The 13,712-nt window shown below is 71.6% G+C and carries 15 protein-coding genes and 1 riboswitch; of the genes, 7 read left to right on the top strand and 8 right to left on the bottom strand.

Annotated features, from left to right (window positions below):
* Window positions 1-28 precede the first annotated feature (28 nt).
* Together EDD29_RS42440 and EDD29_RS42435 are read right to left on the bottom strand one after the other, a co-directional pair.
* The gene (locus EDD29_RS42440) at window positions 29-1,222 is read right to left on the bottom strand and encodes an aminotransferase class V-fold PLP-dependent enzyme (RefSeq protein ID WP_123669775.1); all 1,194 of its coding nucleotides are present in this window, start codon (window positions 1,220-1,222) and stop codon (window positions 29-31) included.
* A 46-nt stretch (window positions 1,223-1,268) separates the two neighbouring features.
* Window positions 1,269-1,381: riboswitch (SAM riboswitch) on the bottom strand.
* Window positions 1,382-1,426: 45 nt separating this feature from the next.
* A complete protein-coding gene (locus tag EDD29_RS42435; protein ID WP_123669774.1) occupies window positions 1,427-2,239 on the bottom strand; it encodes a PIG-L family deacetylase in 813 nt (270 codons plus the stop codon).
* 89 nt (window positions 2,240-2,328) lie between these two features.
* Between EDD29_RS42435 and EDD29_RS42430 the strand changes: the two genes are divergently transcribed.
* A complete protein-coding gene (locus EDD29_RS42430; RefSeq protein ID WP_123669773.1) occupies window positions 2,329-2,712 on the top strand; it encodes a hypothetical protein in 384 nt (127 codons plus the stop codon).
* 25 nt (window positions 2,713-2,737) lie between these two features.
* Here EDD29_RS42430 and EDD29_RS42425 read toward each other — a convergent pair whose 3' ends face one another.
* Complete coding sequence (locus EDD29_RS42425) at window positions 2,738-3,463, bottom strand: hypothetical protein (protein WP_123669772.1); 726 nt, start codon at window positions 3,461-3,463, stop codon at window positions 2,738-2,740.
* Window positions 3,464-3,472: 9 nt separating this feature from the next.
* Window positions 3,473-4,708 carry a PucR family transcriptional regulator gene (locus EDD29_RS42420; protein ID WP_246053300.1) on the bottom strand — a complete coding sequence of 412 codons (1,236 nt, stop codon included), beginning with the start codon at window positions 4,706-4,708 and terminating at the stop codon, window positions 3,473-3,475.
* Window positions 4,709-4,944: 236 nt separating this feature from the next.
* Between EDD29_RS42420 and EDD29_RS42415 the strand changes: the two genes are divergently transcribed.
* On the top strand, window positions 4,945-6,210 hold the full coding sequence (locus EDD29_RS42415; protein ID WP_123669771.1) for a lipase family protein: 1,266 nt from the start codon (window positions 4,945-4,947) through the stop codon (window positions 6,208-6,210).
* A 45-nt stretch (window positions 6,211-6,255) separates the two neighbouring features.
* On the opposite strand, the gene EDD29_RS42410 is transcribed toward EDD29_RS42415, so the two are convergent.
* Window positions 6,256-6,465 (bottom strand): hypothetical protein, encoded by a 210-nt coding sequence (locus EDD29_RS42410; RefSeq protein WP_246053299.1) that lies wholly within the window; start codon window positions 6,463-6,465, stop codon window positions 6,256-6,258.
* Window positions 6,466-6,711: 246 nt separating this feature from the next.
* Here EDD29_RS42410 and EDD29_RS42405 point away from each other — a divergent pair, with 246 nt between their 5' ends.
* The 3 genes from EDD29_RS42405 to EDD29_RS42395 all read left to right on the top strand — a co-directional run bounded on the left by EDD29_RS42405 (window position 6,712) and on the right by EDD29_RS42395 (window position 9,290).
* Entirely contained in the window at window positions 6,712-7,560 is an 849-nt protein-coding gene (locus tag EDD29_RS42405) for a serine hydrolase (protein WP_246053298.1), read from the top strand.
* 70 nt (window positions 7,561-7,630) lie between these two features.
* Window positions 7,631-8,560 (top strand): alpha/beta fold hydrolase, encoded by a 930-nt coding sequence (locus EDD29_RS42400; protein ID WP_123669769.1) that lies wholly within the window; start codon window positions 7,631-7,633, stop codon window positions 8,558-8,560.
* A gap of 55 nt (window positions 8,561-8,615) precedes the next feature.
* The gene (locus tag EDD29_RS42395) at window positions 8,616-9,290 is read left to right on the top strand and encodes a TetR/AcrR family transcriptional regulator (RefSeq protein ID WP_123669768.1); all 675 of its coding nucleotides are present in this window, start codon (window positions 8,616-8,618) and stop codon (window positions 9,288-9,290) included.
* On the opposite strand, the gene EDD29_RS42390 is transcribed toward EDD29_RS42395, so the two are convergent.
* Together EDD29_RS42390 and EDD29_RS42385 are read right to left on the bottom strand one after the other, a co-directional pair.
* Complete coding sequence (locus EDD29_RS42390) at window positions 9,268-9,870, bottom strand: hypothetical protein (RefSeq protein WP_148086284.1); 603 nt, start codon at window positions 9,868-9,870, stop codon at window positions 9,268-9,270. The two genes, EDD29_RS42395 and EDD29_RS42390, sit on opposite strands and share 23 nt — an antisense overlap.
* Window positions 9,871-9,934: 64 nt before the next feature.
* Window positions 9,935-11,692 (bottom strand): S9 family peptidase, encoded by a 1,758-nt coding sequence (locus EDD29_RS42385; protein WP_123669766.1) that lies wholly within the window; start codon window positions 11,690-11,692, stop codon window positions 9,935-9,937.
* A gap of 146 nt (window positions 11,693-11,838) precedes the next feature.
* Here EDD29_RS42385 and EDD29_RS42380 point away from each other — a divergent pair, with 146 nt between their 5' ends.
* Window positions 11,839-12,342: a hypothetical protein gene (locus EDD29_RS42380; RefSeq protein ID WP_148086283.1), complete on the top strand. Its 504-nt coding sequence runs from the start codon at window positions 11,839-11,841 to the stop codon at window positions 12,340-12,342.
* Complete coding sequence (locus EDD29_RS42375) at window positions 12,318-13,226, top strand: ATP-binding protein (RefSeq protein WP_148086282.1); 909 nt, start codon at window positions 12,318-12,320, stop codon at window positions 13,224-13,226. The genes EDD29_RS42380 and EDD29_RS42375 overlap by 25 nt, the downstream gene beginning before the upstream one ends.
* Here EDD29_RS42375 and EDD29_RS42370 read toward each other — a convergent pair.
* The gene (locus EDD29_RS42370; protein ID WP_123669763.1) at window positions 13,205-13,624 is read right to left on the bottom strand and encodes a hypothetical protein; all 420 of its coding nucleotides are present in this window, start codon (window positions 13,622-13,624) and stop codon (window positions 13,205-13,207) included. The two genes, EDD29_RS42375 and EDD29_RS42370, sit on opposite strands and share 22 nt — an antisense overlap.
* Between the last annotated feature and the right edge of the window lie 88 nt (window positions 13,625-13,712).

The following is a 13,712-nucleotide window of genomic DNA, read 5'->3' as shown; positions in this document are numbered from 1 at the left end:
GACGGCGAGGGGGCCAGGCGGGAAGCGGTCAGGCGGGGAGGGTCGAGAGCGCGGTGAGGAGGCGGTCCACGTGCTCGTCGGTGGTGCCCAGGCCGAGGCTGGCGCGGAGGGCGGTGGTCTCGGGGGAGGAGGTGAGGGTGGCGACGAGGGGGTGGGCGCAGAACTTGCCGTCGCGGACGCCGATGCCGTGGACGTCGGAGAGGTATTCGGCGACGGAGCGGGCGCTGTGGCCGTCGACGGTGAAGGAGACGATGCCCACGCGGGGGTGGCCGGGGCCCCAGAGGGAGAGTTCGCGGACGCCGGGCAGAGCGGCGAGGCCGTCGCGGAGCCGGGCGAGCAGGCGCTCCTCCTCGGCGACGATGCCGTGCCAGTCGGTGAGGGCGCGGCAGGCCGCGGCGATGGCGATCGCGCCGAGCACGTTGGGGGTGCCCGCCTCGTGCCGCTGCTCGGGGTCGGCGGCCCAGGCGACGGCGCCTTCGGCGGTGACACTGCGGGTGGCGCCGCCGCCGCGCAGGTACGGGTCGGCGGCGCGCAGCCAGTCGGCGCGGCCCGCGAGGACGCCTGCGCCGAACGGCGCGTACAGCTTGTGGCCGGACAGGGCCACGTAGTCGTACGGGGCGGCGTCGAACGGACGGTGCGGGGCGAGCTGGGCGGCGTCGATCGCGATGCGGGCGCCGCAGCGGTGGGCGACGTCGGCGAGCTCGCGGATCGGCCACAGCTCCCCGGTGACGTTCGACGCGGCGGTGACGACGAGCAGGCGCGGCCCCTCCGGGCAGGCGCGCAGCGCGTTCTCGGCGGCGGTGAGCGCCTCGGCCGGGCTCGCGGGGATCGGCAGCCGGACGGCGCGGCGCCACGGCAGCTGGGTGGCGTGGTGCTCGGAGGTGAACACCACGACCGACGTGCCCTGCGGCACGGCGCGGGCGAGGAGGTTGAACGCGTCGGTGGTGTTGCGGGTGAAGATCACCGACTGCGGCCCACCGAGGAACTCCCGGACGGTCTCGCGGGCGTCCTCGTAGGCGCGGGTCGTCACCTGGGAGGCGTAGCCCGCGCCCCGGTGGACGCTGCTGTAGTAGGGCAGGGCCTGCGCCACGGCGTCGGCCACCGCCTGGAGACAGGGCGCGGAGGCGGCGTAGTCGAAGTTGGCGTAGCCGGTGAACCCGTCGCGGACGGGGACGGGGGCGTCAAGGCCGACGACGGCGGGAAGTGACGTGAGAACGGTCATGGGGGCCTCCCGGGCTCCTCATGGATTCCGGGAACGCCGTCCGGGGAATCCGCGCTTGCCCGGCGCCTTTGCGTCGGGCCTGGTCGTCACCCGGACCACCCCGCCGCGGAGGAGGGTTGGCGGCCAGCAAGCCGGGGCTTGACGCTGGCACTCATGACCTGGCCCGAAATATAGCAGGACGTCCCCGACCTCCCGCAACCCCCCTCAGGTGAGGCCGGCGAAGAGGTCCTCGGTGTCGGCGGTGGTCTCGCCGCGGATGCGGGAGAAGGCCTCGTGGCCGAGGAACATCAGCTGGGCCTCCTTGGGCAGGGTGAACAGGAAGGAGCCGTCGCTCTGGCTGGCGTGCGCCTGGAGGGCCTCGGCCTTGCGCTCGAAGTACTCGGTGACGTCCACCACAGTGGTGACGAGCTCGTCGGGGGTGCCGAACTCCGGCTCGGCGCCCTCTTCCAGCTCGGGCCAGTCCAGGCCCCACTCCTGCTCGCGGGCCATCCGGCCCATCTCGGCCATGGCCGAGCGGGGCATGGCGGTGGCGTACAGCCGCTCGGGGATGCCGCTGCGCTCGGCGGCGGCGACGGCGACGCGGTGTGCCTGGATGTGGTCGGGGTGGCCGTAGTTGCCGTTCGCGTCGTAGGTGACGACGACCTGCGGGCGATAGTGCTCCATGAGGGCGACGAGCTTGTCGGTGGCGGCGTCGAGGTCGGCGGCGGCGAACGAGCCGGGGGCGGTGTTGGCCGCCCAGCCCACCATGCCGGAGTCCGCGTAGCCGAGGAGTTCGACGTGTTCGATGCCGAGGATCTCGGCGGAGCGGGCGAGTTCCTTCAGCCGGGTCTCGCGGACCCCGGCCGGGTCGTGGCCTTCCTCGCCGGGCTTGACCCCGCCCGGTCCGTCGCCTTGCTCCCCGTTCGTGCAGGTGACCAGGACGGTCCGGATACCGAGGGCGGCGGCGCGGGCGAAGACTCCCCCGGTGCCGATCACCTCGTCGTCGGGGTGGGCGTGCACGGCCATCAGCGTCAACATGCGCTCCAGCCTATGTCGCCCCGGTACTCATCCGCAGTTGAGTATCCGCACCCTGGGCGGGCCGGACGGGAGTGGCAAGACTGGGTGACATGCAGCAGATCTCCCGTAATGCCGCCCCCTTTCTCCTGCTCGCCCTCGCCGCCGCCGCCAACTGGGCGGCCTGGCTCGGCTGGGACCAGCGGTACGACACCGCGCCTGACGGCTCGGTGTCCGGCCCGTACCAGGCCTGGCAGGTCGCCGGGCTCGTCGTGGTCCTCGCCGCGCTCCTGATCGGCGGCGCCGTGCGCTTCGGCGCGCTCGCCGCGTTCGGCCCGACCCTGGGCATGTTCGCCGCCGTCGTCTACGACTGGTCCGACGACGACAGCGGCCTGTGGGCCGTCGGCGCGTCCATGGTGGTGCTCGGCATGTTCTTCGCGACCCTGCTCGTCGTCGCGCTCGCCGGGAACGCCCGCAGGATGACGGCCGCGAACTAGGCGGCCGGCCGCCCTAGGCTCGGCCTCACGTGACGTCGAGGGCCTTCCATGCCGTCGAGCGCTTCTGCCACTGGGTTCCACCGGGGAACCGCGCGGACACCGAGCCGTCGGCCGAGGCCTTGAACGTGAACGTGTAGGCGCCCTTGGCGTTGGTCTTGGCCGTCCCCAACCGGACGGCCTTTCCGCCCTTGGGCCGGAACCAGATCTGGACGGTCGCTCCCTTCAACCCGGAGAAGCCGCCCTTGAGGGTGAGTCCCTTGACCGTCCCCTTCGCCTTCGCCTTCGCCCCCTTGACGGCCCGGGCGGGGGACGTCGAAGACAGCTTCGCCGCACGCCTGACGGTGATGGCGCCGGCCTTCCGGTGGATGACGAAGTCGTAGTACGCGTTCCCCGAAGTGCCGTCGGTGGCGCCGACCTCAAGGGTGTACTTGCCTCCCCAGTCGGCCTTGTCGAGGACGGCGGTGCCCTTGTAGATGCCGTCTCCGGCGGTCCCCGAGGCACGCTTCAGATCACTGACGAGAGCGAAGCCCTTGCCATTGGGGAGCCGGAGCGTCGCGTCGACGTCGGTGATCCGCGTCCCGGTGACGCGGACCCGGATCGGCACCTTCGCCTTGCCGTCCGCGGTGATGACGGGACTGCCGGTGGCCTTCGCGGAGCGGACCTTGAGGGGTCCGGCGGCGTGGGCGGGGGTGACGATGGCGACGGCCGGGAGAAGGACCGTCAGGACGAGGGGGGCGACGACGGTGCGCATGCGCGGAGTCTAGGACTTATCCCCTTGGAACTCATCAATCCAGACATGCAACAGCAGCATCATCTCCAGCCGGGTCCGCGGGTCCTCCAGGTCGGCGCCGAACAGCTCCTGGAGCCGCGCCAGCCGGTACCTGACGGTCTGCGGATGGACTTTCAGCACGGCCGCCGCCTCCGTGGCGTTGAAGCCGTTCTTCATGCACTCCAGCAGCGTCTCCGCGAGTCTCGGCGCCTGCCTCGACCCGGCCCGGCTCAGCGGCGCGAGGCGGCGTGCGGCGATGCGGGAGACGAGGCCGCCGCCTTCGCGCAGCAGCAGCCGGGGCAGGTGGTCCTCGGCCTTCGCGACGAACCCGGCGCGGCGCGTCGGCTGTCCGGAAACGGTCCCGGCGAGCACGAGGTCGAGGGTGCGGCGCGCCCACAGGAGCGAGGTCGCGGCCTCGGCGACCGGGACCGCCGGGCCCATCGCGCCGGTCCAGCCCGCGAGGGTCGCGGCGAGGTCGGCGGCCCGGCCGGGGCCGTCCGGGTCGGGCACGACGAGCAGCGGCCTGCCCTCGTCGTGGCCGCTCAACAGCTGCGGCGGGAGCCCGGACGGGCCCTCGGCGACCTGTTTGCGCGGCACGAGCAGCACGACCGACAGCAGCTGCGGCAGCGGCCATCCGGTCCGCACCGCCTGCTCCTCGACGGCCTCCGCGGGCGCGGGCGGGTCGGCGAGCAGCAGCCCGATCAGCCGGGCCCGCCGCCGTTCCCGCTCGCCCGCGGCCTTCTCGGTGGCCTTGGCGTACCCGTGCGCGGCGGCCGAGGCGAGCGCGTCGAGATAGGCGAAATTCGCCTCGGCGAGCCGCGCGATGAGCGCCCGCGATTTCCCGTGCCGCTCGGCCTCCTCCGCGAGGAGCCGCCAGGCGACGCGTGAGGAGACCCGCAGCGCGTTCTGGAGGTGTTCCAGACCGCGGTCTTCGAGCGCCTCGCCGTAACCGATGTCGAAATAGGTCTGGTGCACCTCGCGCCAGGACGCGGAAGGATCTTCGATCAGATCGAGGAAATGGTGGACGGCCCGGGTCGACGCCTGTTCGACGACCTTTCCATAGACGTCGTCGTCCCGCCGTCCGTACTCCGGCACCTGCCGCCGGACCGCCGCGGACATGCGCTGGACCAGGTGCGGGACATGCGGGCGCAGCCACCGCGCCTCGCTCGCCGGGACGGCCCGCCAGGGCTCGTCCAGCAGTTCCTCGCACTCGTCAGCACCGCCCACCCTCAGGACGCTAATTCGTCGGCCGGGCGAGGTTAACTCAGTGCCGCAACGCCTTCCGAAGCGCACTCCTCACCATCGGACAAGACACCGGAGAACTGCGCGTTGAGCTGCGCCGACGCCGTCCCGTCCGTCCACGGCGCACAATCGCGCCCCGCGCATTCATCATTCGGCCGTGTAGGAGGCCACGGGGTCCAGGCCGATATTCGAGACGCGGTTCCCCCACCCCTGGAGACTCCATGAGACTCAGATCCCTGTGCGCCGCGGCCCTCGTGGCCGCGGCCTCGACCCTGACGGCGACCGGCCCCGCGGCCGCCGCGCCTTTGCTCTGCCTGGCCTCGGAGAAGCAGATCTTCGCGGCCGCGGGAACGATCACCGCGCCCGTCGGCGAGCTGCTCGCCTGCCGCCGCGTCACCCTCTCCGAGGTGCCCGGCAACATCTCCATGACCGCCTACCAGGTCCGCTACGTGTCCACGGACCTGCGCGGCGCGAAGGTCCCGGTGACGGGGACGGTCGCGGTCCCGTCGGCGTCCTGGACGAAGGGCGGGTCGCGGCCCACCGTCGCGTTCAACCCCGGCACCCTCGGCTCCGGCCCTCAGTGCGCCTTCTCCAAGCAGCTCGCGGGCGACTACCAGGACATGTACGAGGGCGAGCAGGTCGCGTCGTTCCTCAAGGCCGGGTTCGCGGTGGCCGCGACCGACGGCGTCGGGTACATCGACGGCGCCGTGCACACCTACATGATCGGCCAGAACGCCGGGCATGCCCTGCTCGACCTGGTCCGGGCGTCCCGCCGGATCCCGTTCGGCTCGCTGCGGGCCGACGGGCCGGTGGGCGTCGCCGGATACTCCGAGGGCGGCGCGGCGTCCCTGTGGGCGGCGCAGGTCGCCGCCTCCTACGCGCCGGAGCTGAAGGTCGTGGGGGCCGCCGCGGGCGGTGTGCCCGGCGACCTGAAGATGACCGCGGCGAAGCTCAACGGCGGCCTGTTCGCCGGGTTCCTCGCCGATGCCGTGGTCGGCCTGGGCGAGGCCTACCCGAGCCTTCCCTTCACCGCGCTGCTCAACGACCGGGGCCGCCAGGCCGTCGCGGACGTGAAGTCCAAGTGCCTGCTCGGGACGCTCTCGGCGTTCACCGGGCAGAAGGTCGAGAACTTCACCACCGCGAAGTACTCGCTGGAGCAGCTCTACGCGCTCGGCGACGCGTCCGGCCTGACCTGGGGCCAGGCGGTGGACGCGCAGAAACTCGGCGTGGGCATCGGCGGCGCCGCCTCGACGGCGACGTGGAAGATCGGATTCCCGACCTTCCAGTACCGGGGCCTCCTCGAGGAGATCATTCCGGTCGAGACCCAGGAGGAGACCCGGCGGCTGTACTGCGCGGCGGGCATCCCGACGCAGTTCAAGAACGACTACGCCGGCGAGCACCTGACGACCGACGCCCTGGCCCGGGGCGACGTGACCGCGTGGCTCGACGACAGGTTCACCGGCAAGCCGGTGCCGAACAACTGCTGAGCACGGCGCCGGGCCCCGTCGCGGACGCGGCGGGGCCCGGTGGCGTCAGTGCTTCTTCTTCTTCTTGGTCTTGGTCGAGTGCGACGAGGAGGAATCGTCCTCCCACTCGTAGCCCGGGGTGTTCTTCTCGCAGTAGCTGTCGGCCACCACCTGGTCGGTGGCGTCGTGCTCGCACCAGCGGTCGCCGCCGGAACAGGCCGTGAGGCCCAGCCCCGCCACGGCGAGGGCCATGACGGACAGCGCGATCCTGCGCATGATCATCAACCTCTTCGAGAGTCGTCGGTGTCGTCCGGAACGCTAATCCCGCGGTGTCCCGAACACCAGGGACCGCGTGCCCGGCGATTTCGGGCACTGCCTGGAACAGGCGTTTCGACGCACACGGCGGCCCGCCGGATCCCCGCGCGGGAAAGTGACCTGTGCCGCTCCCCGGGCCAGTGGTCTGGACCACCGCACCGCGTGATCACTAGAGTGTGCCTCCTCCCAGTACGAGGGGGACGAACCGTGCACGCTCCCACGTTCTTCGGCAGGACGACCGCCGCGGTGGCGCTCACCGCCTCCGTCCTCGCCCTGATCCCGACCGCCCCGGCCACCGCCGCCGCCAAGCCCGTCTGTGCGTCCGAGGACCACCCTGCCCTCGCGGCACGCCTCGGCCCCAAGCTCCAGGCCGCGGTGCGCGGCCGCTCCGGCAGCATCTCCGTCGCCGTGTACGACCGGAACCGGGGGCTCGGCTGCTACCTCGGCACCGGAAGGCGCTACGACACCGCGAGCACGGTGAAGGTCGCCGTCGTCGCCGCGCTGCTGCGCACCGCGCAGAAGGAGAAGCGCAAGCTGACGTCGCAGGAGAAGTCCCTGGCACGCGCGGCCATCACCCGCTCGGACAACAACGCCACGTCCACGCTGTGGAGCCGGCTCGGCAGGACCCGGATCCAGAAGCTCCTCAACGACGTCGACATGGACGCGACGACGCTCGGGCCGAGCGGCTACTGGGGGCTCACCCAGACCACCGCGTTCGACCAGCTCAGGCTGCTGCGGATGCTCACCCGCGACGACGACGAGGTGCTGACGGCCGCCTCCCGCCGCTATCTGCTCGGACTGATGAACGACGTGGTGGGCGGCCAGCGCTGGGGCACCCCGGCGGGCGCGCCCTCAGGCGTCAAGGTGCACGTGAAGAACGGCTGGCTGCCGCGCAGCACGCTGGGCTGGCGCGTGCACAGCCTGGGCGCGTTCGACGGCGCGGAACGCGACTACATGATCGTGGTGCTGACCCATGGCAATCCCTCCATGGCCTATGGGATCACGTCCATCGAACGCGTCGCGAAAGTCGTCCACAGGCAGCTCAACCCCGAGTGAATCTCGTTGTGTCACATACCGCTTACACAGCGGAAGCATCCAGGTAACGCCACCCGGTCAGGCTTCCCCCATGACCGTCGATCTGCGGTTCCGTGAAGTGCATGGTTATCGCCGGGCCCTCCGGATTGCGGGCGAAGGGCCTCCGCTGCTGCTGATCCACGGCCTCGCCGACAGCTCCGAGACCTGGCTCCCGATCTTCGACGAGCTGGCCGAGCACCACACGGTGATCGCGCCCGACCTCCTCGGGCACGGCGAGTCCGACAAACCACGCGCCGACTACGCCGTCGCCGCCTACGCGTGCGGGATGCGCGACCTGCTCACCGTGCTCGGGATCGACCGGGTGAGCGTCGTCGGGCACTCGCTCGGCGGCGGCGTCGCCATGCAGTTCGCCTACCAGTTCCCCGAGCGCTGCGAGCGGATCGTGCTGGTCTCCAGCGCGGGCATGGGTCCCGAGGTCCATCCCGCGGTCCGGCTGGCCACCGTGCCGGGCGCGGCGGGCACCCTGAAACTGATCTCGGCGGCGCCGGTGCGGCACGCCGTCCTAGCCGCCGAACCCGTGCTGCGGCTGCTCGGCGGGGTCGGGCTCGGCCCCGACCTCGCCTACATGATGACCAGGTACGCGAGGTTCGCCGATCCCGAGGCCAGGCGCGCGTTCCTGCGCACGGTCCGGGGCGCCGCCGACATCTCCGGACAGGCCATCACCATGCTGGACCGCAGCTATCTCGCCGCGGAGCTGCCCACCCTGGTCATCTGGGGCGACCGCGACCCGATCATCCCGGCCGCGCACGCCGAGGTCGCCAGGACCGCGCTGCCCGGCAGCCGCCTCGAGGTCTTCGAGGGCGCCGGGCACTTCCCGCACCACCACGACCCGGCCCGCTTCGCCAAGGTCGTCGGGGAGTTCCTGCGCGGCACCGCCCCCGCCCGCTACGACCGGGGCCATTGGCAGGACGTGCTGCGCGAGGGCAGGCCGGACGCCCCCGCGGCCTCCAGCGGCACCTGAACCCGCGATCCCGGCCGGACACCGCGACCCTTCGCGGCGGCCTAGAGTAAGGGGCGTGAGCGAGCCGAAGGCCACCGGGCGGTCGGAGCAGACCCGGGAGCTGATCGTCCAGACGGCGCTGCGGCTCTTCCGCCAGCACGGCTACGAGGCGACGACGATGCGGGCCATCGCCAAGGAGGCGGGGGTGTCGGTCGGTAACGCCTACTACTACTTCGGCTCCAAGGAAGAGCTGATCCAGTCGTACTACGACGAGCTCCAGGTCTCGCACATGGCCACGAGCCGGGCCGTCCTGGCCGCCGAGACGAACTTCGCGCCACGCCTGCTCGGGGTGCTGCGCGCCCGGGTCGACACGATGGTCCCGTACCACGAGTTCGCCGGGAAGTTCTTCAAGCTGGCGGCCGAGCCGACGAGCCCGCTCAGCCCGTTCAGCGCCGAGTCGGGGCCGGCCCGGTCCGCCGCGGTCGCGATCTACCGCGAGGTCGTGGACGGCTCCCGCGACCTGCGGCTCGACCCGGACTTCCGGCAGGAGCTGCCAGAGCTGCTCTGGCTGTACTCCATGGGCATCGTCCTTTACTGGGTGCACGACGACTCGCCCGGGTGCCGCAAGACCTATCTCCTGGTCGACCGGACCGTCCCGCTGGTCCAGAAGATGGTGTCGATGTCGCGGCTGCCGGGCTTCCGCTCGGTCACCCGCGAACTCGTCGACATCATTCGCAGTGTCCGCGCCTGAGCCGGACCATCTTCTCCGCGCACCACTCAGGGCCGTAGAAGATGTCCCAGTGGTCGCGGCGCTCGTCCACATAGAGCTCCCCGGTCCGCAGGCCCCGGTACATCGGTGAGGAGTCCTTGCGGCTGCCGACCTTCGTCATGGTCCGGTAGATATGTGAATCGACGCAATCGGTGGGCATGATGTCCACCTTGTAGCCGTTCTCATGGCCGTACATCATCTTCTGGTGACCCAGTTCGGTGCCGCCCGACACGGTGACGGGGCAGCCGCTCTCGCGGACGAAGCGGAGCAGCCCGTCCAGGGTGCCGCGCCGCAGTCCCTCGTAGGAGGTGCAGCCGCGGCGCGTGCGATCGGTGCACGCGCCGCTCGATCTGCGCGCCACGCCGGCCGCCGTGAGCTCGGCGTCGACGGACTCATGGGTGAGCCGCTCGAAGAAGTTCACCGCAGGGGCCACCTGCTGCACGACCGGTGCGGACGGCCGGACCACGAGGTCCGGCTCCCGCCCGGAATAGGCGACGACGCCCGTGACCACGATGGCGCCCGCGCATGCCGCGACAGTCGCCAAAAGGCCCGTGCGCTTCATGGATCTCCCCCCTCAGGACGAGCGAGGAGATCCCCTGCGAAGTACTACCGAAACAACGCCCGAGTCAGGACATGTTCAGGGATTTCATGGCGAAGCCGATCTCCGCTTCCACCTGCTTGAGGCGTTCTTCAATGACCAGTGACCCGTGGCCCGCGTCGTATCGGTAGACCTCATGGGGTTTGCCGAGCTTGCCGAGAGCGTCCAGGTAGTTATTGATCTGCCGGATCGGGCAGCGCGGGTCGTTCTCGCCCGCGAGGATCAGGACGGGCGCCTCGACGGCCTCGACATAGGTGATCGGCGAGGACTCGCGGTACTTGTCGGGCACTTCCTGCGGAGACCCGCCGAACAGGGACCTGTCGAACGCCTGGAGCGCCTCCATCTCGTCCTCGTAGGCCGCCACGTAGTCCGCGACGGGCACCGCCGCGACCGCCGCCGACCAGTCGCCCGGCTGGGTGCCGATGCCCAGCAGGGTCAGGTACCCGCCCCAGGACCCGCCCGCGAGGACGAGCCTGGACGGGTCGGCGAGCCCGGTCTCCACGGCCCAGTCGCGGACCGCCTTGACGTCCTCCAGCTCGATGAGCCCGACCTTCTCCTCCAGCGCGTCGCGCCAGGCCGAGCCGTAGCCCGTGGATCCCCGGTAGTTCACCTGGACGACGGCGAAGCCGTGGTCGACCCACGCCGCGGTGTTCGGGTTGAACGCGTCGACGTCCTGGGCGGTGGGCCCGCCGTGCACGTCGAACACCGCGGGGAACGGGCCTTCGCCTTCCGGCTTGGAGACCAGGGCGTGGATGCGGCCCCCGGGGCCCTCCACCCAGGCGTCCTCGACCGCGACGGAGCCCGGCGCGGCCTCTCCGGGCGGGGTCAGCACGACGGCGCCGGTGGTGGACCGGATGACGGGCGGCTCGGCCGCGCAGGTGAACGCGAACTCCACGGTGCCGTCCGGCCGGGCCGTCGCGCCGCCGATGACGCCGCGCGGGGTGTCGATCCGGATCAGCTCGCCCGTCGCGAGGTCGTAGCGGAACAGCTCGTCACGGGCCTCGTAGCCGTGCGAGACCAGCAGGCTCCGCCCGTCGGGGAACCAGCTCGCGCCCACCTCCCCCGGCAGGTCGAAAACGAGTTCCCGCTCTTCACCGGTGAGCGGGTTCCACAGCAGCAGCTCCTCCTTGCCGCGCCGCTCGTGGTCGACCAGCAGCCGCGGGTCGCCCACCACCGGCGAGAAACCCGAGGGCCCGACGCCTTTGCCCGGGCCGTCCCACAGATCCGCCACCACGGTGCCGTCGGGGCGCAGGATCCGCAGCGCGGGATGCCTGCTGTCGCCGTGCTCGCTGTGCCCGATCGCGATGAGGTCCTCATCGCGCGAGAGCCCGCCCAGGTAGGCGTTCTCCGCGTGCTCGTACAGCGTGACGGCCTCAGCTCCGGGATCGACGAGGTGGACCGACGAACCGTGCGCGCCGGACCTGCCCACCAGGACCCGGCCGCTGCGCCCGATCGCCAGACCCGCCGGATACGACGGCTCCAGGGGGGTCGCCGGAACCGCCTCGCCGCCTTCGAACGGCTGCTTCAGCCACACGCCGAACTCGTCGCCGTCGGTGTCGGCGAACCACCACAGCTCCCGGCCCCAGGGCTCGAGCGCGCCCGCCACCGTGCCGTTGGGACGGTCGGTGGCCTGCCGCTGCTCACCGGTGTCCCTGTCCCAGGTGTAGATCTCCCACGTGCCGCTGGCGTTCGACCGGAACACCGCGCGCTGCGGGGCCTCGCGCGCCCAGCCCGGCAGACTCACCCGGGCGGCCCGGAACCGCTTCTTCCACCTGTCGTCACTCATGGTCCATGTCTACCTCTTCGGGCCGACGGTCCGCACCGTGATCGCCACCTCCCGTCTCATGACTGGATTGTTTTCCCACGGATAAGGGAAGAGACAGAAAAACACACTCCGCTGCCGTGACCCCGCGCATCCCCCGGCGGTGCCCCATGCAATCCCTGCTCCAAGTGCTCCTCCCGCTGATCGTCGGCGCGCTGCTGACGCTGGCCGCCAAGGAGTTCCCGCGCGCCCAGGACCGCAACCGGGAGCGCGCGCGCCAGCTCCTGGCCGCCGCGCACGCCTTCAGGCACGCCGGCGAGCAGTGGCTCGACCTGCGGCTGACCGCCCACTCCACCCCCTCCACGGCCGAGCTGCGCCTCTGCCATGAGGATCTCGGCTGGCAACTGGAGCACGTGATCAGCAGGCATCCCTGCTGGCGCTGGCCGCGCAGGCTGCTCGAACACCTTCAGGAGGGCCCGCTCGGGCCCGGGCTGACCAGCGGCTGGACAAGGCTGCGCCCGGAGGAGCGGCGGGCCAGGCACGCCGAGACCCACCGCGCGCTCGACGAGTTCGTACGGCACACCGCGCGGCTCGCCGCCCGGATGGAGCATCCGCTGCTGTCCCGCCGAGAGATGAGGAGTGAGCCGGTATGGACGCGACCCCCTCAGGGATGAACCGCAGGAACCCGTTCGACACCTCGCCCGAAGCCGGGCATCTGCCGCTGTGCCCATGGCGACGTGCGTCGCATGAGGGGGATTATGTAGCGGTAGACCATAGTTTCCAGGCTTATGAGCAGTTCACCGGCGCCCTTTCCGGCGACCCATTCGGGACGGGCTGGCTGTGCGTCTTCAAAGGGCCGTCCGGGAGCGGCAAGACCGCGCTGATGCACCGCTGCGCGTCCTGGCTGCGCCGGATGGGCGAGACCTCGGGAGCCTTCCAGGCGGAGATCATCGACTTCACCGACCAGGTGCCGCCGACCTTCGAGGCGCTGCCCGTCGAGCAGCGGGTCGAGTTCGTCGCCCGGCGGGTCGCCCTGCGCGTCGCGGAGTTCCTCGGCCGGACCGTGGAATCCGGGCCGCCCGACCTGGTGTACGCGGCGCTGAGCGACCTCCTGCTGGCCCAGGACGAGGAGGACAGGAGACTCGTCCTCGTCCTGCTCCCTCCCTCCGAACTGGCCTCCGAGCTCCAGCACTACAGGTACCTGGGCCGTCCAGGGCTGGTCTTCATGGCCGAGATCTGCACCGACGAGACGGACGCGGCGGACGCCCTGACCTCCCGGTACGGGCTGCGCACGGTCCCCCTGGAGCTGCGCACCCTCGACCCGGAGGACGGCTGGAAGCTCGTCCGCGAAAGGCCGCCCGACGAGGGGAGCCCGAAGTTCCCGCGTCCGCTCGTCGACGCGTACATGGCGGCCATGGCGTCCCGGGGAGGATCCGGGATCTCCATCAAGCAGCTCCGCAGCGTCCTCGCCGGCGCCTTCGACGTGGCGCGCGCCCGCGCGCACACGACGGTCAGCGAGGAAGACCTCCTCGACTCCTATCTGGGCGGTGTGTCATGACCGAAGAAGCCGACGCCTTCGTGGACCAGCTCCAGGCCCAGGTGCACCGGCGATTCACCGACCTCGTGGCGGCCGAGCTGAACGCGTCCCGGTACACCAGGCACGCCGCCCGTGCTCTGGACGAGCGGCGGCTCAGCGCGCGGCAGCTCATCCACCGGCTCGGGCTGCCCGAGCGGCGCTTCCTCGCCGCGCTGCGCCGGGACCTGCGCGCGCTCGTCGGCGACGACCAGTACGCCACCGCCCTCGCCCTGCTCGCCCGCGACCAGTTCGCCCCCCTGGTCCGCGACTGGCTCACCGGGGAGCCGCCCTGCCCCGCGCTGCGGGAACGCGGCGTCACCTGGACGATCGGCCGCCAGGCCGCGCCCCTGACCACGATGAGCCTCCTCACCCTTCTCCACACCGCCCCCGCAGGCCGTACGGCGGCCCGGTCCGAGGCGGTGTTACGGGTCGGCCAGGGCCCGGCAAGGCGACGGCCCGCCCCCGGGA

The organism is Actinocorallia herbida (assembly GCF_003751225.1).
Lineage (GTDB): Bacteria > Actinomycetota > Actinomycetes > Streptosporangiales > Streptosporangiaceae > Actinocorallia > Actinocorallia herbida.
Note: the sequence above shows the minus strand (reverse complement) of the source record. Positions and strands in the feature narration are given on the sequence as shown.